The sequence below is a fragment of the Brevibacterium sp. AGC70 genome (genome assembly GCF_057334195.1).
Map to the genome: position 1 here is coordinate 201,925 of NZ_JBHFIH010000006.1, position 18,899 is coordinate 220,823.

An 18,899-nucleotide genomic window follows, 5' to 3' on the forward strand; every position below is an offset into this window, starting at 1 on the left:
AACGCGCGGAACATGTCGTTGACGGGGCATCGGGGACGGTTGATCGGCAGCTCACTGAAGTTCGGCCCACCGAGGCGGCTGATCTGCGTATCGAGATAGGAGAATAGGCGCCCCTGCAGCAGGGGGGGTAATTGGTGGCATCGATTCCCGGTACGAGGTGACCCGGATGAAACGCCACTTGCTCGGTTTCGGCGAAATAGTTCTCCGGATTCCGATCGAGGGTGAGCACCCCACTGCTTTGACCGGGGCGAGTTCCTCGGACACAAGCTTGGTGGGGTCCGATAGGTCGATTCCCTTGGACATTTTGTCTTCGGTGTCCGACATCACCTGCAGACCCAGCTCCCACCTGGGGAAGGCGCCCGTTTCGATAGCATCGGCAAGGTCTCTGCGATGGAAATCGGAATCGAATCCATCGACCATCTGAGCGTCCTCCCAGAGAAGGGAGTGGACCCCGTTCTGCGGTTTCCAATGGAACTTCACCAAGGAAGTCTCCCCGGCCGCATTCTCGAGGCGGACGGTGTGGACGCCTGTGTTGGGTCGCTTCGGTATGCAGAGACACGAAGTCCCAGAATGTATCGTGAGCACTCTGTGCCTGTGGAATCTCTCGGTCCGGGTGGGGTTTGGCAGCGCGGACGATATCGGGGAACTTCAACGCGTCTTGGATGAAGAACACCGGAAAATTGTTGCCCACGAGATCAAACACTCCTTCGGAGGTGCAGAACTTCGTGGCGAAGCCTCGTGTGTCTCGAGCGACATCGGCTGACCCGCGTGATCCGACGACGGTTGAGAAGCGTGTGAAAACCTCGGTCTGAGCAGCGGGCTGGAGGAAGCCTGCCTTCGTCACGTTGCTCGCAGTTCCGTATGACACGAAGGTCCCGTGCGCGGCTGCACCACGGGCATGGGCGACCCGTTCCGGGATGCGCTCATGGTCGAAGTGGGTGATCTTCTCCCGCAGGTGATGGTCCTGCAAGAGCACCGGCCTTCGGTGCCCGGCCTAAAGCGAATGGTTCGTCTCAGACAGTCTGCCGCCTTGCGCCGTCGTGTGGTATTCGCCTTGCTGTCCTTGTTCGGCCTGCCCATCGGCGCTGTCGGCTCCGGTGGGAGTCGTCGGCCTGAGCCCACTCTGGTCCGACTTCGGCGACGGAGGACCTTGCGGATGCAGTGGCTCATCGAACTTCGGCGTTGAGGACGCCGGTTTACCTGGGATGAACGGGCTCTCTTCGGATGGCATCTCTGCTGTCTTCACCTCGGCGATTGCTCCTGTTCAGGGTCACGCTATGACTAGATTCCCGCGAAGACAATCCCCCTTACGGAGATTGTGTATGTGAGCTATCCTGACGACAACCGTGACCTCTACACGTGGTGAGGAGACGTGGTCATCATGCCGAAAACCACAGCGTCAGGAAAACCCAAGAAGTCGGAGCTGCCGTCCACCCTGAAGAAGTCGGACCAGAAGGCTCAACGCACGTTCGCCAAGGCGTACGACTCCGCTTTGAAGGAGTACAACGACGAGAAGCGCGCACACCAGGTTGCCTATGACGCGCTGAAGCACACCTATGAGAAGGTCGGCGACAGTTGGGAGCCGAAGAAGTCTTCCGGACCATCAGACGCACAGAGCGCTGGTGGAAAGAATACGAATCGCGAGACCGCTGGTGGTATCGATGCAAATGCGTCGAAGGACCATCTGTACAAGGAAGCTAAGAAGCTCGACATCTCCGGGCGATCGACGATGACCAAGAAGCAGCTCGTCGATGCCCTTGAGAAGGTGAGCAATCGGGCGACCAGTAAGAGCTCGTGACAGTCATGTCAAGGTGATTCACGACCGTGGCCTGATTCTTTCATATCGGTGGTGCCGTGGGGATGTGAGAGCTCCGAGGGCGCCGCCGATTCCACCTCGAGCTGCATAGCCGTAACCGAAGGGCTTTCTCATGACAACGCAGTGGACCGATCAGCTCACCGGCACGGCGCCGAGTCCGCGTGGTCCCGCCAGCGACACTTTGATCAGAATCATCACCGGAAGAAGTGAGACGGCCGATGTCGAGCTGAGCTCCCTTGCCGACAATGTCTCCACCGCTCTCCGCGCCACTGAGGACCTCTTGTCCGATGATGACCTGCAATTGACGCTTTTCCTCTTGTATGTCCTACACTACGGCCCCGCAGAATATGTTGAGGGCGACTGGGAATGGAACCCTCGGCTGATCGGTATTCGTCAACTCATCGAGGGTCAACTCGAGAACGTACTGCGACTGCACAACCCGGTCCCTGCAGTTCTGCCGGTCACTGGCGAAGAGGTTGCCGAGACCTTGTTCTCCATGACTGCAGACGCGGCGCGACCCAGCCTGGCCACGTGGATGGCCCGACATGCCACTGTCGAACAGCTACGCGAATTTCTCATCCACCGGTCCATCTACACTCTCCGCGAAGCCGACCCGCATACTTGGGTGATTCCTCGTCTCAGAGGTCGAGCCAAGGCAGCGCTCGTGGAAATCCAGTCCGATGAATACGGTGGAGGCAAACCAGATTGCATCCACGCAGAGATCTTCGCTCGAACCCTCCGCAATTTCGGATTGGACGACCGCCCGGATGCCTACATTGACGTTGTTCCGGCCGTGATCCTCAATTCGATGAACACAATGAGCTTCTTCGGGCTCAACAGACGTCTGCAGGGCGCCACCATCGGTCATCTGGCAGCTTTCGAAATGACTTCGTCGATCCCCAACAAGTACTACTCCCGCGCTTTTGCTCGGCTCGGCTACGACGAGGACGTCACGTGGTACTTCGACGAGCATGTCGAAGCCGATGCCGTGCACGAGCAGATCGCCGGACGCGATCTTGCGGGAGGGGCCGCCGAAGACGACCCCCGACTGATTGCCGATATTGTCTTCGGCGCCTCAGCCTGCTTGTTTGTCGACGATCTCGTCGGCAAACGCCTCTATGACAGATGGACCAACGGAGAGACCGCACTGAGAACTTCACCCGGGCACGAAGGATGAGATCGATCCGTGAAGAAGGGTCAACACGTGAAGAATGACAACACTAGCCCGGTGACCATTACTGCATGCCCTGATGGTCCGCTTCTCGTACGAGGCGATTTCTCCCTCGCCGAAGCACCAGGGCGCACACCCGAACGGCCAGACCGAAAAGTTGTGGCACTATGCCGCTGCGGCAAAACAGGAATCGCGCCCCTATGCGATGGCTCTCATAAACTGACGGGATTCCGTGCGCCGTCACCCCCGATCACCCCGTAGTGACCTGAGGCTCTGGAGTTAGTTTGTCGCGATCATGCCACTCATCCGAACCTGCCAGAGTAACGCTACGGCGAGAAGATCGGCACCGCGAGTCGCGATTTGCCAGGCCTCAAATATCTCTTAGCTGAGGAAGGAACTCCTCCGGGAGCGACTCAACGGGCACCAGGACGATGTCCTGGATCCGCCAGGCAATCTCGACACACTGTTCGCGCGCCCGTGCTAGCTCACCCAGACTCGGGGTTCGGCTGTCACTGGGTACGACGAAAGCCTCGACATGGAGGACATGGCCCTGGTCGCGGATACGGCAATCGGCTTCCTCAACCCAGTCGACTGCCAACAGCGTATCCACGATTTCGGTGGTGATCGGGTCCGGGTCTGTGCCGTCGTACTCCGTGGCCCGCGCGTCCATCAGGTCACTGATCGAACCGCGGAGGTTCTTCCAGCCATCGCTGACGATGCTGAAGGATATGAAGATCGCGGCAGCAGCGTCCGCCCACCACAGGCCGATGCCAATCCCCAAGATGCCCACCACCGTGGCCAGAGAGGTCATCCAATCGGCCTTGTTCATCTGGGCATCCGCGTAGAGGACCTTATCGTGCAGGATGGCGGCAAGCCTGAGCTTGAGTCGACCGAATATGACTGGAGGCACCGCCGTAGTCGTCATCACTATGATCATCAGCCACCCCAACCAGATCGGAGTACCGAAAATCTCCATCACACCGATCGGTGGATGCTCAGCGGCAAGAAGACCGACTGCAGAGTCGATGATGAGGTAGGCACCCATCGCCAGGAGAGCGACGGCTGCGACCAGATGGGCGATTCCGATGGAGCGGTGATAACCGTAAGGGTGTCGAGCAGTGGGCATGCGACGAATGAATCTGGCGGCTACCAGGAATGCAAGCGGTGGGAGCAGCGACAAAGCGTCCTCGACCCATGCGGCCTTCATGGCCTGGGAGCTTCCTGCCACCAGGATGACGAGAAGGAGTGTCACTGTCATGATCGCGAGAGTGATGCTCTCAAGACGAATTGCCCGGCGCAGTGCGTTGGCCTGTTCGTCGGGCAATTCTGTGTGTCCGAAGCGGGCGTTCATGGCTGAACGCCCTGTGCGAGGAGGAATTTCTCAAGTTCGGCCATAAATGCGTTCTCGCCCATTCGGACGGCCATCACATGTTTCTCCTTCTTCCCGTCAGGGCCGGCGCTCTCTGTATACGAGGTGGTGAGCGCAGCGTGGGAAGTCCAGGGAGATTTGTCAGTGATGCCGCCGATGATCATATCGAGCTGATCGTCCTTGAGCATCGTCATCAGCTCTTCTTCACTTCCGGCATGCCAGGCGACATCCGCGTCGATGCTGGAGGCGAAAGCTTCAACGAGTTCCACTTCTGTGCCGCTGGGTTCATCTGGCTTCGAAATATCGGTCCAGGGAGGACGATGCGAAATGCCTACTACCAGTTCACCGTTCTTGGCTCGGTTGAGCGTGTCGTCAGGGTCGCTGGGGATGCGCATGCCGCATCCGGTCAGACCGACGAGCGTGACCAAGACGAGAAGTAGACGCAATGGTCTCATGAATACAGTCTGACACGATTGGCCCAGGTAGCGCAGTAGGCTGTTCAATCTCGGTGTCGGAGAGGGTACGTCATTGAACGAGGCGTTTCACGTCGTCTCGGAAGCGCGGCAGCCTACGCGTCGCGGGAAGCCAACCGATGGCCGGAGTAATTCAGCAACGCAGGTATCCCACCTTCTGCGACGACTTCACGCTGGCGGGCTGCACCGGTGCCGAATCGGAGCAATCGTCGGATTCCTACCCGGACACGTTCTTCGTCCCCGCTTCGAAGCAGGTCTGGCTGAGCCCGTTCGAACACGGTCCACGCCGCTGTAGCCGCGGGCACATTTCTCTGAGCGTCTGCATCCATCAGATTACCCGTCAGCCCGAAACGTGCAGCTTGCCAATGAGCAATGTCGATGTGTTCAGAAGAGACTATGTTCGCAACTGGGCTATCGATCTCGACGTTGACGAGGGCCCGGATAAGCAACGCGAGCGTTAAAGCATCTTCTGCGTGCAGTTGTACATCACAGGCTCTGATCTCCAACGTCTGATGACGGGAAGACAATCGAACCAACCAGCCCACCACCGCCTCACCGGGCACCACCTCAGAGCGGATTAGCGCTGCAACCTGAGATTCGTAATCGTCGGCGTTGCGAAAGTGGGGAGGAGTACCGTAGATGATCCATCGGCGATACTGTATCGATCGCCAGCTCGCGAAACCGCTGTCAATACCGCGCCACATAGGGGAATTGGCGCTCAGGGCTGTGAGCGCAGGGAGCCATCTGCGCATTCCGTTGAGCGCGAGCACAGCGGCTTCTCTGTCAGGGACACCGACGTGTACGTGCATGCCATTGATGAACTGCTCAGTCGCAATTGCAGGAGCCAGCTCGGCCATCTCACGGTGGTGCAGGCCATCGCTGATGACGGGTGGAACGCTCGAAATCTGAGGCGCAGTTCCCAATGCTGTGGCGATCAGACCAAGTTCTTGGGCTGTCGAAGAGAGCCGTTCTCGGAAGGTGATCAGCGATTCGAGAGCTTCCGCTGCGGTTCTCAGCACTGGGGTGGCGTACTCGATCTGACAGTCGAGCCATTCAGAAGTGCACCGCCCATTGTGGGACGTCAGCGCCATCAATGCCTTCTTCTGCTGATTCGTTGGCGACGCAGGCAACAAGGTAGAACGGTCAGCGAGGATGAACTCCTCCTCGATACCGAAAGCAGACATCTGACCTCCTCATGTCGGAGCTTTCCTAGTAGGCACAGGCTCATTCTGCGACCAACTGGGTTGAGAGTCCTCGAGTCGTCTGTGAGAAATGGTGAACTTGGTCGAGCACTTCAACCGGCGCATCATTGCTATTGATCGTGCAAATATACTGCTCGCCGCTCAACTTGACCATGGCTTGGGCAAAGACAATGCACCGGCGGGGTTGATGCTCGCGATTTCGTGATGTCCAGTGCCATCTTCCATCGGCTTCCACGTGCGCTGTCGAGGTTGTCACTCCGAATTGACAACGCACCGTGCTTCACGTCCTCACCACCGACCGTGGACCAGAGTAGAGTACGTAGGTGACCAGCTATAAGAAGCACGAGAAGAATGCTGCCAAGATCGCCGGCAGTCTTGCTGAGCTGTGTGACGAGCACGGCGTCCGTGTGGCCGTCGCCGAATCACTCACCGGCGGCAAGATCTCCAGCCAGCTAGCTGCCGCACCTGGTTCGGGGAGCTGGTTCGCTGGCGGCTTGGTGGCATACTCGAGCGAGGTCAAGCACCATCTTCTCGAGGTGCCGCGCGGTTCGGTCATCTCCCAAACCTCGGTTGAAGCGATGGCGCGTTCCGTCTGCAGCTTGATGGGAGCCGATGCCGCTGTAGCCGCCTCCGGCGCAGGCGGCCCAACCAGCCAGGACGGGCAGGAGCCGGGAACCACGTGGATCGCGGTTCTCGTTGCCGACGAGGTGCAGTCCGAACTTCACAGATTCCGAGGGGATCCGATCAACATCCTGTCCAACACCGAGGAACGCGCGCTGGCAATGCTGTTCGAGGCGCTCCAGAAACGCTACGACAATTTGGCGGAACAGACGCCAACGAGCTGACGGCAGACTAGTCGGCGACCAAAAGTGTTTTCGGCTGGTGCCGGTACGCCGTCACTGCAAATGAGCGGTTGGGTCAGACCGTCCTTGTTGTTGAGGCCCTGTCAGCTCCCGAAAAGTCCCTTCGGTCCTAAGCACCCACGGTTGATCGCATCCCTTGCTGCTTCTGCGCCTGGTCAGTTACCACGCATCTTCAGGGGAATCAGAACAGCACCAGGCAGAACGGTCGGCCGACCGGATCGGCATAAACCCGGAAATCAGGGTGCTGTGTGGAATCATCGATCAGTTTCCCGCCTGCAGCGAGGACGGCCGGTTCGGCATCTTCATAGGAATCGACCCGAATGTCGATGTGCACCTGCAATGGGACGGTGTTGTCCGGCCAGGTCGGAGCCACATAGTCGTCTGCCCTTTGGAAGGACAGAATCTGCCTCCCTGACGGCTCGAACAGGTTGACCCAATCCGTGTCCTCGTCTGGAGAGATGTAACCGCCGAGGAGCGCCTGATAGAACTTGGCGGAGTCCAAGGGAACGGGGCAGTCCATGACTGTCGTGTTCAAGGTACCGATCATCGTTGATCCTTCTTCCGTCCGACGGCGTGCTGCTGATGTCCATCTTGGTCGTCAGGCGGTCGATCGGCAAGCCCCGTCTGCAGAGCAGATGTGGGAAGCCGAGCGGGCTCGCGACCCGCTCAGAACTGAGTCTCGGCCCCCGAGCTCTCGGCGTCGGAGGCTCGACTGGGCCCCGACCAGTTGGTCGTCTGTGTGAGAAGCGGAGGGGGCAGATCGAGATCGCGAGGCCGCAGCGGAATTGTTTCGGCCCCCTGCCCATCGGCCATGCCTTGGAGTAGATCACACACCGCCTCGTTGGCATTGTACTTTGGGCGCCAGCCGAGTTTTTGCTTGGCACGCGAGTTATCCATTCGGGGCACGGCCACGCCCATGTCCAGCCACCTCGCGTCGGCTGCTACCAGTTTCGTCCCGTGGCCCACGCCCAAGGCGGTGCGAAATACGTGCGTCGGCAGTTTCACGAATCGGCCGTGATCGATCAGATCTGCAAGCTCCTGGGCGCCGAGCAAATTATCTGCGCAGATGTTGAGTGCCCCGGGGATGCGGTGAAGGACGCTGGCCACATAGGCACGTGCGACGGCTGAGGAATGTACTGCTTGAACACCTCGCAGATCTTTCGGAACTGGGAGGAACGGCAGACGGCCCGAGCGGAGCAGCTGCAAGGGCATCCAGGGGGCGAGGAAGTAGCGCTGTATCTCCGATGCTGCGTCAGCTCCGAAGATCAGCGCCGGAGGCAATCGAGTCACTGTGATGTCCGGGTGAGCGCCAGAGAAGCGATCGAGCACGTCTTCTTGGGCAGCTTTGTCCACGCTGTAGTGCGAGGTGCTGATGCCGGTCGTCGGCCACGCCTCAGCACGTCGTTCGAGGGTGTCGTCGGAAGAATATACGCCCACGGATGAAGCGACGACGAGGTGCGGCACGTTCGCCTGCGCTGCCGCTTCTGTCACGCGGCGGGTGCCTTCGACGTTGACACGGCGAAGCAGATCACGGTCGCTGTTGGGTTGGATCAGCCACGCGAGATGGATGACGGCATCGACACCGGCCAGTACCTCGGCGAGCTGCTCGATGGCCACACTCTCGCTGCTGGCGGCAGCGATGTCGATCGACTTCCATTCACATGCGGAGTATGGGGAGAAGGAGGTGTCGGACATTCGTCTGGCGATTCCCACCACCGAGGTGACCTCTGGGGTCTGCGCGAGGACCTTCAGGATCGCGGTGACACGTTGCCGGTGGCTCCGGTGATTGCGACTCTCAAGTGCTCTCCTGAGTTTCGGGCTTCTGCGCTTCGGGGCCGGACATGTCAGCGACGGAATCGGAAATATCTGCGAACGAGTACGGTGGCCACGGCCCCAGGAAGCGGATCTCAGTGTCAGTGAGCTCATTCTGGATGGCGGTGAGTTCGGCTCCGAGGTTCTGGATGCCGGGCTCCGTCACCAGACAAGACGCCGTGAGAATGGGAGTCTTGCCCGCGTTACGGGCCGGCCTGCGGTACTCCTCGATGGCCAGACACTGCTCCGCGATTCGGGCTCTCAGGGCAGGATAGAGGTCGTCGGCCTCTCGATCTGCAAGCTCCTTCTCGGTCTTCTCCAGTCGCTTCTCCAGCAGTCGACGGACTCCAGCTGGGCGGCCTTCCATGTCGTCCTTGATTCTCCTAACCTCGTCGTTGGCTTCGACGAAGGTGTCTCGGTCCAGCGAGATCTCGACTCGCAGCTCCGAAGTGCCGTCCAATTCGCCCAATCGCTTGGACAGCGCACCCTTCGACTCCCCCAGCCACCCTTCGAGCTGATCGGTCGACGTTGCCCCCGATTCGGCGTCCGGGCGCACGATGACGTTGAAGGAGACTGGAAGCACGCTTCCAGCTCCCTGCCATCCGTCTTCGACGACCTCGCTATGCTGCAGAACCCATCGCTTCACGTCGTCGTCGGCCCCGTCGTAGGGCCCGCCATCATGTGTGTGGACGATCGCACGGGGCCCCTCGGTGTCCCCGATCAGATGCACCGGCGAACCGTCGATGCCATTGACCTTGGGTGTGTAATCACCGGCGGGCACAATAGCGTAGACGTAGAGCTTGGACGGCGCAGCTGCAATCGTTCCTGATTCTTCGCTGTGCCTCGCGCTGTTTTCTGTCACTTGATGTCCTTCGAGGTCTCTTCGGCCCATCTGGCTGGGTTGATGAGTTTGTCGACCACCTCGTCGACGACGTCGTCGAGCCCGCGATGCAGATCGTCAACGGAGCCGGTGATGCCGTGCTCGGCTTTGATCTGGTCCATGGCCTCATCGAGTTCCAGAAGTGCTTCGCCGAGGCGGTTCTGTTCGTCCTCGGTGAGGTCACCGCCTTCCATACGCCGCACAGCCTGTGTCTCCAGCGCTTCCTGAATCACCTCGACGAGGGTGACGACCAAGGTGAGAACGCCGTGCTTGAGGCTCTCCTCATCCACATTCAGTGCCATGACTCTCCTTCATCAGTCTTCTCGCGCGGATTACCGACAGCCGGATCCTGTTGCTCAGATGCGCTCCATTGTTCGAGTTCGTCGTACCAGCCGTCAATGTCATCCGCGGCCAGACGTATCGAAGACCGTTCGGTCTCGACGAACAGAATATGTGCCTTGCCGGTGGGGTTGTCGTGCTTCTCCCAGTGCAGATTCCGCACTTGCGAGGCAGAGATCCTCACCAGTGCGCGGCTGTCCATCGGGGACTTCCAGGTGAGGTCGTGCCCCGTCAGGGTCCCTTCGCCGCCCCGCCATGTCCCTCCGCCCGACAGCGCCTCCAGATACCACATTCGGCCCTGCTTCAGCGGTTGCGGCGAGGAGCTCGAGGCTTGGCCCGTCGAGGGCTGAAGAGCTGCCCCTCGTTGCTCCTGAACCAGACGGATCAGACGTTCGGGCTCAAGGGCAGACAGCTTCGATTCGCTCCCGTCGTCGAGTCGGACGAGGATGCGAATACGTTCCTCTCCCCCGATCGACGGCTCCGACAACGGCGCAATGGATTCTATTGAACTCAGCTTCGCCTGCCACAGTGTCTCCGCCGGATCGCGTCGGTGGATGATCAGCCGCTGCGAGGTGAGATAGGCGCTGCCTGGTCGCCAGGTGCGATAGAAGTTGTCCTGATAATGCCCACCCGCCATCTTGGCGATGATCTCCTCGTCCTCGGCCAAGGGAAGATGCGCGCGCACCGACTGCTGGACCCACTTTCGTGTGTCCTCATCCCATTGACGCATCATTCCGTATTCGAGCATCGTCTCGATTCCGGCGATGGTCGCACGCAGATTGACCCCGATGAGCGGTATGTCGGAAACCGAGATGATGAGGTCGAGATTCAGGTACACACCCTTGTTGAGGAGCACCTCAATGAGGTCAGGCAGGGTCGCACGTGGATCCCGGGTGGGCTGCATGATCGCGTCGTCGGCCATCAGCAAGCTACTTGCGCTCGGATGACTTCTCGGGCTCCTTGGAGGACCGTTTGAGTTCCGCTGAGCCGCCCGACTCCACTCGCTTGGAATGAGCGCTCTGCCAACCGCACCAGGGGCAGTACGCGTTCATCAGTTGAGCCAACTCAGCACGTTTACCGCATTCTGGGCAGGTGTCCTTCTGCTCGATAGCTTCTTTCCACGCCACAGTCTCGCGATCCGTGCCTGCCGGGAAGTCCAGCCCGTAGCGTGCTGCGGTCTCGAAAGATGCCAGTGCTGCCCTGATCCGAATTCCGAGGAGTTCGACTCCGGCTACCGAGACCATGATGTCAGCGTTGAGGACCAGGCCTTTGTCCAGCAGCGTCTCCACCACGTGGAGGAGAGTCCCCTCCTGGCTGCGCTGTGGCTGCATCGCACTGTTCGACTGGTTCGTCATGCTCATATCGTCGGCTTCCTATCGGGTGCTGTCCGAGTGTGAATGTGTGGTCGTCGGTCGGCTCCTGGCCCTGTGGACACGGAGCACTGGACCAAACCCGCTTGAGCTGATCACTCGGAGGGCCGTCCCCGGACGTAGCGGTTCTGTCGGCTGTACTCGAGGAGTTCGCCCTGCCCGTCGAGTTGGATGTCGTATTCGGCCAGCAGATCAGCGGTGTCGGGAACGCGCCGAGATTCCACGACTTCGAGTCGCACGGCCCAATGGTCATCTACCCAACGTGCGCCGACGACTGATTCCGGGGACCGGCCGGTGAGCGCGCTGAACTGTTCGACGGCCTTCTTGACCGCCTGCACAGTGGAGACTTTGGCGGGTTCCGACGCCGTCTTCGTGTCCTCGGACTTCGCAGCGCTGGACTTCGATGCGCTGATCTTCGTCGCGCTGGATTCGGTCGCGCTGGCCTTCGATTTCACGGGTCGAGATTTGGAGGGTGATGCAGCGGTCGAGCGGCGTGGCGATTCGGACGTGGAGGTCCGCCTCGGCCTTCTCCTTTCGCCGCTGTCCTGCTGAGTCGTGCCTTCGGCTGAGTCATCGCCTCGTGCAGTCTGCTTGTCTTCGGTGCTTGTCTGTTCGCTCATGGGTTCTCCTTCGATTTTCGTCGACGAGTCGATTCGAGTAGACGCGCGACCAGGTCTCGCTCCAGCTCATCGGCCTCGTCTTCGCTGACGGCGCCGGATTCTTTGGCCGCGGAAACCTCTTCCAACTGCCGTCTGATCGCACTGGGATCGTAATAGCGCTTCTCAGCTTCGTTGCGAACCTGTTCAGCCACCCAGACGGTCCCTTTGAGAGGGGCCAGAGGTGCACCGAGGATCGCTGAGAAAATTCCCATGACTAACTCCTACATCTCAGGAACGAAATCATAGGGAGCCTGTGGTCCGACGAGCCGGAACCTCATACGGTCCTGATTCGCTTCTGCCAACTTGTCGATGGTGTCGTCGAACTCCGCGAGCGATTCCTGGGAAAGAAGCACAGCGACTTCGACCACGTCTTCAGCCTGTCCACTCTCACGCACCGACATATCGGCAGTCAGAGGTTCAAGCTGATGGAGAATCGGTGGACCCTCCGAGGTCTTCCAACTCTCCATGGTCTTCACCACGATTTCGCCGAGGCGGATACGTTCGTTTCGTGTCTCGTCCTCATCCGTGCCCGCAATGTTCTCCCTCAACTCGGCGACTTCAGGGTTGTCGAGAATGATCTCTCGAAGGATGGTGTCCCGGTCGTACCGGACCAGAAGAGTGAATTGCGACAGCCCCGCCAGTCCTTCCAGAGCCTCGACATATTCGGCTTCGCGTGGGGCCAGCACTTCGCCAGCGATGTCGGCCTCTGCTGGGATGACGGTCCCGAAGGCGAGTGGCAGCACTGGCTGCGTCGCGGCGAGCTCGTCGAGGACCGCAATGTGGGCCTTCAGATCGTCCGGGCTGCCCAGGATGTCCGTCTCGACGAGGTCGGACACCACCGCCGCGACCCGACCGGAGCCGACGGCATGCAGCTGAGCTGCCTGCACACCGCCGGTTCCCTCCGACACATTCGCATCTGCGAAAACGATGCCGTAGAGATACTTGTCGCTGTCAGTGTCGATGTCGCCGCTCACTCGGACTCAGAGGAGCTGCGAGCGGGACGTTTGGTCCGCCGACGTGGTTTCTCGTCCTCGTCATCGGAATCGTCAGGTGTCAGCGCGTTCTTGACGCCCTCCACGGCACCCTGGGTTTTTCCCTTGGCGCCGCTTTCTGCCATTCCGCCCAGCATCTCCGGCAGATCCCGACCGCCCTGCTGCGTCAGGTCGAGTCGGTTGGTCGCCTCGGCGAAGCGAAGGTACGTGTCCACACTGGCGATGACGATGCGGGCGTCGATGGTGAGGATTTCGATGCCGACGAGTGAGACTCGCACATAGGCATCGATCACGAGTCCTTTGTCGAGGATGATCTCGACGACGTCAGCCAGAGAACTCGATGAGGGACGATCGACATAACTGCCACGTGAACGTTCAGCGGTGTTGGTACTCATTTTCATTACCTACTTCCGATAGGGAGCAGACGCTCAGTTGCGTCCACCTTCGTCTTCGGCTGCTTCTTCGTACTCTTCTGGTTCGTCCTCTTCATATTCCACAGGTTCGCCTGAGTCGTCGATCTCCTCCTCTTCGACGGGCTCGTCAAGGTATTCTTCTTCCGGCTCCTCGTCGACGGGTTCGTCGACGTATTCGCCTTCGGCATCCTCGTCCTCAACCGGTTCGGTCTCGTCTTCGGGCTCGCCGTCTTCACGAGGCTCTTCGTCCTCTTCATAGGGCGCAGCGTCCTCGTACTCTTCTTCGGCCTCGTCGGCTTCGGCCTGAGCCTGCTCATCTTCGAGAGCATCCTCATGTGACATGACGAGTTCGCTGTCGCGGATCTCACCGCGCCATCCTTCAACGCCGTCCTGATCGATCATGATCTCGTTCATCACGTGATGAACGAAGAACTTCAGTTCGAGCCGGAATCTGCGCGGCACCGTGAACCAGAGGGCACCGACTCCCTCGACGAACCCCTGTTTATGGTATTCGCCGCTCGCTATGATGCGGGTGAGCCTGGGGGCCAACTCGTGGAAGGAAACGCTGCCGCTGATGTAGCCCTTCTCACCGGTCGATTCCCAGACGATATGTGAGTCCGGGACCTGCTCGATGATCGTCGCCTCCCACGTGCGGTGGGACCAGACAGCCTGGCCTTTGACGCTGATCTTCACGTCATCCGTGCGTTCGACGTTCTCGACCTTCTTCATGAAGTCGGGCCAGTTCTCGAACATTGTGAACGCGTTGTACGCGACAGACAACGGCACACCGACATCGGCCGTTTCGATGATGTTCGAGAACTTGAAGTCGCCAGAGCCACCGGAACTGCCGGAAGAACCCCCGCCGAAGACACCTTTGATCTTGTCCTTGGCGCCAGCGGTCGCTGCGGAGAGAGCCGCCTTGGCTGGCGACTTGCCTTCCGCAATTTCCTGGGCACCGGCCTGGGCAGCCGCGCCTGCTGAATCGGACGATCCGTCAAAACGGTCAGACAACTTATCGACCTTGTCGCCAGCGGACTTGATTGCCTTGCGGCCGAGGGTCTTGGCGTAGTCTGCCGCCTGCTCCTTCAAACCACTGAAAATGGAGTCATCACTCACCGGTGGCCTCCTTGGTCTTGCGAGAAGCTGCAGGCTTCTTCGCAGCCGCCGAACGCTTCCGCGTCGGTGCCGACTTAGATGTCGATGTCGACTTGGAAGCAGATGCCGTCTTGCTGCCCGACCGGCGCTGGGTGCTCGAAGTCTTCGATGCTGTTCCGCTTGTCCTCTTGGTGGTCCCGCCTGTGCTTGACCTCTTCGATGTGGAGGATTCGGTTGCTTTGCCTGCAGGCCGGCTCGCTGTCGAGGCACGCTTCCTGGCTGGCTTCTTCGCAGGCGCTTCTTCCGCTGCCGGCTCTTCGTCTACTTCTTCGGCCTCGTCCGAATCGACGGGCTCCGCAGAATCGGCCTCTTCAGCTGCCTCATCTTCCTCAAGCTGTTCGTCTTCAGCTTCAGGAGTCTCAGCTTCGTCGAGGTGCTCGGGAGCATCGGCTTCCGCGCTTTCGCTGTCCGGATCCTCCTCATCAACCGAAGGGTCGAGGTCGTCTGCGGCCTCATCCAAGGTTGACTTCATCTTCTCGGTCTGGTCCTGGAGCCGGCTGCTCAGTTCGTCGATGCCCTTGGCTGCCAGAGCCTTAGCTGCACCCTTACCTGAGTCGGCCAGACGTCCGGTGATCTTCTCTTGAAGCTCTTTGAGTTCTGGTGTGGCATTGGCGAATTCCTTCAATCCGCCAATGAGACTCTCGCGGTTCTTCACCACACTTGATCCAGCCACGGTAGAGGCGATCGTCAGTGCCATGCCTAACTTCTTCGTTCGGCCAAGCATGTAGCCCGCCAATATCAGGCCTGTGAGTTTCATCTTGTCGTTCACTGGGTTCCTCCGAATCTGCGCCTATGGCGCGTGTGGCTGATGACCCTTGAGCTTGGCGATCTGTGATTGCTTTGAGCAGTGATCGCCAGCCGTGTCTCGATATGAAATGTCTTTCTGCTCCCGGATGACCGTCAGCTGGTGACGCGACTGGCCGTCGTCTGGGTTGTTCGCAAAATCCTCACTTTGTCCTCGGGCTTCTGTTCTTCAGAAGCCGCAAGCAATCTGCCCTTGGAACATCAATCTTCCGCGTGATTTCGATTCCGTCAAGGGGGACCCAGATTCTTTGAGGCGGTTTTCAGCCCGTCCGTGGCCAGACTATGAATATTGCCTGTTCAAGTACCTCACGAGATAGGAGCAAGCCGACATGTGAGGACATGACTGCCAACTAGCCTGACACTCCGTGCCGGAGATGCCCCACAGCATGCACCGGTCAAGGTATCGATGCATGTCTGATCCTGATCAAGTCATCTGTAAGTCATGACTTTCCGGTGTGGTGGCCTCTCAACGAGAAGTCCCGCACCCAACGGCACCCGTGGGCACCGTCAAATGCGGGAATTCAGCCAGCAGTGATCACGCGGCGATGGTCAGTCGGCCAAGGCCGTGGCCGCGTCATAGCGCAGTATCGCCGCTATTCCGTCCTCGACGTCCCCGCTGATGAGTCCGACATCGGCGGACGAGAAGACTGCGTCGGCCAGGATCGCTCCTTCGCCTTCCGAACCGGCATCGTAGTCGAGGAGCACTGTTGCCACGGCTCCGCGCTGAACGGCTTGAGAGACCTTTTCCTGTCCTTCCACCGCAAGGTCGTGAGCCTTGCTGTAGGACAGGTTCTCCGTGTCTTCGGTCTGCTTCGCCTGGACGCGATCAGAAGCCAGCGATTTCAGGGCATCGTAGAGTGCTTCTTCCCCAGCGTCGTCATCCGTGCCTCCCTGATCGGTTTCTTCGAGGAGTTCGGTGACTCGGGCCGAAAGCTCACCCTTCACAGCGGTGCGGCCCTGGACCTCGCCGGCCACCACAACGAGGTCTGGTTCACGAGCGCGAACAATCTCATCGACGTGGTCAGCGACTGCGCGGGCGTTGTCTTTGACGATTTCATCGGCGCGACGTCGAATCTGGTTGTGCGACAGCGCGCCCTGACGTGGTGCATGAATGTCCTCGTCGCTGTCACCGCTGATGCGTGACTCATCCTGATGCTTCACCTCATGCTGAGGGGACACCCTCAGCTCACGGATGGTCGCGCCTTCCTGATTGGCGATGACGAGGACCATATCGACCAGGCGGCATCCTTCACGGACATAGGCACCCAGCTCGGGGACCTCTCCGTAATGTGCAGTGTCACCGGTGCCCAGGGCAGCATCCCAGTGCTCGTCGAGAACAACCCCTTCTGCGTTCGCCACGACGACGCGCCCATCGGTCTGCACTTCAGTGATGTCTTCGACGATCAAGGTGTCGTCGAGGTGCTGAAGGATCTTGTCTGCCGCCCCGGCGTCCGTGAGGTTCGCACGAAGTTCGTCCCACCGCAGCCGCACCTGCTTCTCGGCATCGGCAACGGGAGAGCGTCCTTCCAGATAGACGGTGGCGAAGGGACTCTGGTTGTCATACACAGCGCGTAGATTCTCGAGGTTCATCATCAGCTCCGTTCGTACTCGGTGCCACATATGTTGGATCTCTCCCCAGGCTTGCACCTCTCGCGGATGCTTGTAAACAGTCTGCCCGACGGAAAACAGAAGATCCCAGGTGAGAATACTGCGGTCTTCGCCTATTCAGGTGAGGGCGGCGGTGTCGATGAGATGTTCGGCAATCGCCAGCGCCGAGGTGGCTCCCGGCGAGGGTGCATTCCGGACGAACATCGTGGCTCCCGCACGATCGATGACGAAATCATCGACTAGGTTACCGTCCCGGTTCATCGCCTGAGCGCGAATTCCCCTAGTGGCCCGGTGACCGTCGGCTCCGCAGAGGGCCGGGACGTAGCGGGCGGCCTCGGCGACGAACTTCTCGATCGAGAGGACCCCGCCAATCTCACGTGCAGCCGTTGCCATGTTGCCGGCCGCGAACTTCCAGAATCCCGGATCCATTGCCACCGCCAGGGAGTCTGGGACGTTGAGGCCGAGACCCTTGTACCCCTCCCGAGAGAAGGAGAGGAAGGCGTTGGGTCCGATCATCAGTCCGCCGTCGATGCGGCGGGTCACGTGAACTCCGAGGAAGGGGTACTTCGGGTCCGGAACCGGGTAGATGAGGCCGTTGACGACATCATTGAATCGTGGCTCAAGGATGAAGTACTGACCGAAGAACGGCACAACGCTGGGGCTCTTGTCTTCGCCTGAGCGTGCCGCGAGTCGGTCAGCCTGCAGGCCGGCGCACGTGATGACCTGGTCGTACTCCTGCGAGTCGACGCTCGAGTGAACGATCGCGGTAGTCCCGGCGCTGCCGCTGCGCTGCTCAATCCTCTTCACTTGGGTGGAGAAGCGAACTCGACCACCGCTACGACGAAAATCCGCGACGAGCGCTTCCGTCAGACCTCGATAGTCGATGATACCGGTATGCGGTGAGTGCAATGCGGCCACGCCCTCGGCGTTCGGCTCGACCTCGAGCAGTCCGTCGCGGTCCAGCAGTTCGACATCAGGGACCCCATTCGCTCTGGCGCGAGCATGGATTCCCTCCAGCCGCTCGACTTCGACGTCGTTCGTCGCGACGACGACCTTTCCGCACTCCTCGAATGCGACATCGTGTTCGCGCGCGAAATCGAGCAGCAGCGAGACACCGCGACGGCAGAGCAGCGCCTTGAGACTTCCAGGCTCATAGTAGAGGCCGGCATGGACGACGCCCGAATTGTGACCGGTCTGGTGAGCCGCAGGGTGGTCTTCCTTCTCGTACAGGGTGACGTCTGCACCGTCGTATTTCTGGACCAGGCCGCGGGCCACAGCCGCGCCGATGATGCCAGCGCCGATCACGGCGAAACGCTTCTTCACGCCCACTCGCCACCTCTCTGCCCGTTCCTGCGGATGTCTCGACCCTATTGTGGCGCTGTGCACCGCGCAAACAGGCCGCAGTCAGCCTTCTCCCAGACCAGCAGCCGGAGACTAGGTCTCGGATTAGCCGCATTTTCTGCGGATTATCGCAGTACGGCCTCATATCCAACAATCTTGTCATGATTTAAATTACTGCACTGTCACTTCGGTAGTTACCACACAATCACCACCCCGACTCGGTTCCAGACGGGCTCCTTCGCCATACCCAGATGACCCCCTGTGGGGATAGCCACCCGACGGTCTTGCGTATACGATGCTCTGACCTGGGGCAATACTCATGCTCTCGGAACAGAACGGCATATTCACTACAGTCACCTACAGGAGCAACTACAGAATTTCCGGGCCCATAGAGATTTGACTTCATGAACAGTTCACGCACATCCCCCGAGTCACCTAGCGTGAATGTAACGAGATCGTAACTTTGTCCGTGATTTCGTGATTACTTTTTGGTTACTACGTATTGTTGTGAGGGATCTGCCAGGAGACTGCCTGTTTCCGTCCAGCGGATGTTCAAGTTTCGAACGATGTGGAGAACCATGAAGATGCTCCGAAACCGGCACACGACCGGTCGTAAAATTGCTGTCGGGGGG

General features: G+C 59.7%; 22 protein-coding genes and 1 pseudogene. 5 read left to right on the forward strand and 18 right to left on the reverse strand.

The features are described 5' to 3' along the window. Positions 1-5: 5 nt before the first annotated feature. Positions 6-1,231, reverse strand: a pseudogene (locus ACE03M_RS04895) (catalase); the annotation flags it as partial. Positions 1,232-1,381: 150 nt separating this feature from the next. Here ACE03M_RS04895 and ACE03M_RS04900 point away from each other — a divergent pair. From ACE03M_RS04900 to ACE03M_RS04910, 3 genes are all read left to right on the forward strand, one after another. After that, positions 1,382-1,798: a ChaB family protein gene (locus ACE03M_RS04900; RefSeq protein ID WP_143924507.1), complete on the forward strand. Its 417-nt coding sequence runs from the start codon at positions 1,382-1,384 to the stop codon at positions 1,796-1,798. Between the two features lie 130 nt (positions 1,799-1,928). Beyond that, positions 1,929-2,993, forward strand: a complete 1,065-nt coding sequence (locus tag ACE03M_RS04905) for an iron-containing redox enzyme family protein (protein ID WP_485932968.1) — start codon at positions 1,929-1,931, stop codon at positions 2,991-2,993. 51 nt (positions 2,994-3,044) lie between these two features. Further along, positions 3,045-3,248, forward strand: coding sequence for a CDGSH iron-sulfur domain-containing protein (locus ACE03M_RS04910; RefSeq protein WP_485932969.1), 204 nt, complete (start codon positions 3,045-3,047; stop codon positions 3,246-3,248). A gap of 109 nt (positions 3,249-3,357) precedes the next feature. Here the strand turns inward: ACE03M_RS04910 and ACE03M_RS04915 are convergent, their stop codons facing one another. The 3 genes from ACE03M_RS04915 to ACE03M_RS04925 all read right to left on the reverse strand — a co-directional run bounded on the left by ACE03M_RS04915 (position 3,358) and on the right by ACE03M_RS04925 (position 6,013). Next, positions 3,358-4,338, reverse strand: a complete 981-nt coding sequence (locus ACE03M_RS04915) for a cation diffusion facilitator family transporter (RefSeq protein ID WP_485932971.1) — start codon at positions 4,336-4,338, stop codon at positions 3,358-3,360. Next, complete coding sequence (locus tag ACE03M_RS04920) at positions 4,335-4,811, reverse strand: transporter substrate-binding domain-containing protein (protein WP_485932972.1); 477 nt, start codon at positions 4,809-4,811, stop codon at positions 4,335-4,337. The genes ACE03M_RS04915 and ACE03M_RS04920 overlap by 4 nt, the downstream gene beginning before the upstream one ends. Positions 4,812-4,924: 113 nt before the next feature. Beyond that, positions 4,925-6,013 carry a carboxylate-amine ligase gene (locus tag ACE03M_RS04925; protein WP_485932973.1) on the reverse strand — a complete coding sequence of 363 codons (1,089 nt, stop codon included), beginning with the start codon at positions 6,011-6,013 and terminating at the stop codon, positions 4,925-4,927. An 88-nt stretch (positions 6,014-6,101) separates the two neighbouring features. On the opposite strand from ACE03M_RS04925, the gene ACE03M_RS04930 reads away from it, so the two are divergent. Together ACE03M_RS04930 and ACE03M_RS04935 are read left to right on the forward strand one after the other, a co-directional pair. Then, the gene (locus tag ACE03M_RS04930) at positions 6,102-6,236 is read left to right on the forward strand and encodes a hypothetical protein (protein WP_485932974.1); all 135 of its coding nucleotides are present in this window, start codon (positions 6,102-6,104) and stop codon (positions 6,234-6,236) included. Positions 6,237-6,354: 118 nt separating this feature from the next. Beyond that, positions 6,355-6,876 (forward strand): CinA family protein, encoded by a 522-nt coding sequence (locus tag ACE03M_RS04935; RefSeq protein ID WP_485932975.1) that lies wholly within the window; start codon positions 6,355-6,357, stop codon positions 6,874-6,876. 199 nt (positions 6,877-7,075) lie between these two features. Here ACE03M_RS04935 and ACE03M_RS04940 read toward each other — a convergent pair whose 3' ends face one another. From ACE03M_RS04940 to lhgO, 14 genes are all read right to left on the reverse strand, one after another. Further along, complete coding sequence (locus ACE03M_RS04940; protein ID WP_485932976.1) at positions 7,076-7,441, reverse strand: VOC family protein; 366 nt, start codon at positions 7,439-7,441, stop codon at positions 7,076-7,078. Positions 7,442-7,560: 119 nt separating this feature from the next. Then, positions 7,561-8,589: an NAD-dependent epimerase/dehydratase family protein gene (locus tag ACE03M_RS04945; RefSeq protein ID WP_485932977.1), complete on the reverse strand. Its 1,029-nt coding sequence runs from the start codon at positions 8,587-8,589 to the stop codon at positions 7,561-7,563. A gap of 100 nt (positions 8,590-8,689) precedes the next feature. Continuing rightward, positions 8,690-9,568, reverse strand: coding sequence for a GvpL/GvpF family gas vesicle protein (locus tag ACE03M_RS04950; protein WP_485932978.1), 879 nt, complete (start codon positions 9,566-9,568; stop codon positions 8,690-8,692). After that, positions 9,565-9,888: a gas vesicle protein K gene (locus tag ACE03M_RS04955; RefSeq protein ID WP_101584685.1), complete on the reverse strand. Its 324-nt coding sequence runs from the start codon at positions 9,886-9,888 to the stop codon at positions 9,565-9,567. Before ACE03M_RS04955 ends, ACE03M_RS04950 begins: the two co-directional genes overlap by 4 nt. Then, positions 9,879-10,847, reverse strand: a complete 969-nt coding sequence (locus tag ACE03M_RS04960) for a gas vesicle protein (RefSeq protein ID WP_485932981.1) — start codon at positions 10,845-10,847, stop codon at positions 9,879-9,881. The genes ACE03M_RS04955 and ACE03M_RS04960 overlap by 10 nt, the downstream gene beginning before the upstream one ends. Before the next feature lie 7 nt (positions 10,848-10,854). Continuing rightward, positions 10,855-11,286, reverse strand: a complete 432-nt coding sequence (locus ACE03M_RS04965; protein ID WP_485932983.1) for a gas vesicle protein — start codon at positions 11,284-11,286, stop codon at positions 10,855-10,857. Positions 11,287-11,390: 104 nt separating this feature from the next. Then, the gene (gene gvpO, locus ACE03M_RS04970; RefSeq protein ID WP_485932985.1) at positions 11,391-11,915 is read right to left on the reverse strand and encodes a gas vesicle protein GvpO; all 525 of its coding nucleotides are present in this window, start codon (positions 11,913-11,915) and stop codon (positions 11,391-11,393) included. Continuing rightward, positions 11,912-12,166, reverse strand: a complete 255-nt coding sequence (locus ACE03M_RS04975) for a gas vesicle protein GvpG (protein ID WP_485932986.1) — start codon at positions 12,164-12,166, stop codon at positions 11,912-11,914. Before ACE03M_RS04975 ends, gvpO begins: the two co-directional genes overlap by 4 nt. 9 nt (positions 12,167-12,175) lie before the next feature. Further along, positions 12,176-12,928: a GvpL/GvpF family gas vesicle protein gene (locus ACE03M_RS04980; protein ID WP_485932987.1), complete on the reverse strand. Its 753-nt coding sequence runs from the start codon at positions 12,926-12,928 to the stop codon at positions 12,176-12,178. Next, positions 12,925-13,341, reverse strand: coding sequence for a gas vesicle protein GvpJ (gene gvpJ / locus ACE03M_RS04985; RefSeq protein ID WP_143924518.1), 417 nt, complete (start codon positions 13,339-13,341; stop codon positions 12,925-12,927). Before gvpJ ends, ACE03M_RS04980 begins: the two co-directional genes overlap by 4 nt. Before the next feature lie 33 nt (positions 13,342-13,374). Continuing rightward, positions 13,375-14,475: an SRPBCC family protein gene (locus ACE03M_RS04990; RefSeq protein ID WP_485932988.1), complete on the reverse strand. Its 1,101-nt coding sequence runs from the start codon at positions 14,473-14,475 to the stop codon at positions 13,375-13,377. Beyond that, entirely contained in the window at positions 14,468-15,211 is a 744-nt protein-coding gene (locus tag ACE03M_RS04995) for a hypothetical protein (RefSeq protein ID WP_485932989.1), read from the reverse strand. Before ACE03M_RS04995 ends, ACE03M_RS04990 begins: the two co-directional genes overlap by 8 nt. A gap of 656 nt (positions 15,212-15,867) precedes the next feature. After that, on the reverse strand, positions 15,868-16,908 hold the full coding sequence (locus ACE03M_RS05000) for a baeRF2 domain-containing protein (protein WP_485932991.1): 1,041 nt from the start codon (positions 16,906-16,908) through the stop codon (positions 15,868-15,870). 135 nt (positions 16,909-17,043) lie between these two features. Continuing rightward, the gene (lhgO, locus tag ACE03M_RS05005; protein WP_485932993.1) at positions 17,044-18,249 is read right to left on the reverse strand and encodes an L-2-hydroxyglutarate oxidase; all 1,206 of its coding nucleotides are present in this window, start codon (positions 18,247-18,249) and stop codon (positions 17,044-17,046) included. Positions 18,250-18,899: the final 650 nt, after the last annotated feature.

What these genes read in the sequence shown, in the direction of transcription:
- ACE03M_RS04995 (WP_485932989.1), bottom strand. Translation starts at nt 15,211, where the DNA reads ATGGCACTGACGATCGCCTCTACCGTGGCTGGATCAAGTGTGGTGAAG.
- ACE03M_RS04925 (WP_485932973.1), bottom strand. Translation starts at nt 6,013, where the DNA reads ATGTCTGCTTTCGGTATCGAGGAGGAGTTCATCCTCGCTGACCGTTCT.
- ACE03M_RS04940 (WP_485932976.1), bottom strand. Translation starts at nt 7,441, where the DNA reads ATGATCGGTACCTTGAACACGACAGTCATGGACTGCCCCGTTCCCTTG.
- ACE03M_RS04955 (WP_101584685.1), bottom strand. Translation starts at nt 9,888, where the DNA reads ATGGCACTGAATGTGGATGAGGAGAGCCTCAAGCACGGCGTTCTCACC.
- ACE03M_RS04965 (WP_485932983.1), bottom strand. Translation starts at nt 11,286, where the DNA reads ATGAGCATGACGAACCAGTCGAACAGTGCGATGCAGCCACAGCGCAGC.
- ACE03M_RS04975 (WP_485932986.1), bottom strand. Translation starts at nt 12,166, where the DNA reads ATGGGAATTTTCTCAGCGATCCTCGGTGCACCTCTGGCCCCTCTCAAA.
- ACE03M_RS04915 (WP_485932971.1), bottom strand. Translation starts at nt 4,338, where the DNA reads ATGAACGCCCGCTTCGGACACACAGAATTGCCCGACGAACAGGCCAAC.
- ACE03M_RS05000 (WP_485932991.1), bottom strand. Translation starts at nt 16,908, where the DNA reads ATGAACCTCGAGAATCTACGCGCTGTGTATGACAACCAGAGTCCCTTC.
- ACE03M_RS04905 (WP_485932968.1), top strand. Translation starts at nt 1,929, where the DNA reads ATGACAACGCAGTGGACCGATCAGCTCACCGGCACGGCGCCGAGTCCG.
- gvpO (WP_485932985.1), bottom strand. Translation starts at nt 11,915, where the DNA reads ATGAGCGAACAGACAAGCACCGAAGACAAGCAGACTGCACGAGGCGAT.
- ACE03M_RS04900 (WP_143924507.1), top strand. Translation starts at nt 1,382, where the DNA reads ATGCCGAAAACCACAGCGTCAGGAAAACCCAAGAAGTCGGAGCTGCCG.
- ACE03M_RS04920 (WP_485932972.1), bottom strand. Translation starts at nt 4,811, where the DNA reads ATGAGACCATTGCGTCTACTTCTCGTCTTGGTCACGCTCGTCGGTCTG.
- gvpJ (WP_143924518.1), bottom strand. Translation starts at nt 13,341, where the DNA reads ATGAGTACCAACACCGCTGAACGTTCACGTGGCAGTTATGTCGATCGT.
- ACE03M_RS04960 (WP_485932981.1), bottom strand. Translation starts at nt 10,847, where the DNA reads ATGGCCGACGACGCGATCATGCAGCCCACCCGGGATCCACGTGCGACC.
- ACE03M_RS04945 (WP_485932977.1), bottom strand. Translation starts at nt 8,589, where the DNA reads ATGTCCGACACCTCCTTCTCCCCATACTCCGCATGTGAATGGAAGTCG.
- ACE03M_RS04930 (WP_485932974.1), top strand. Translation starts at nt 6,102, where the DNA reads ATGGTGAACTTGGTCGAGCACTTCAACCGGCGCATCATTGCTATTGAT.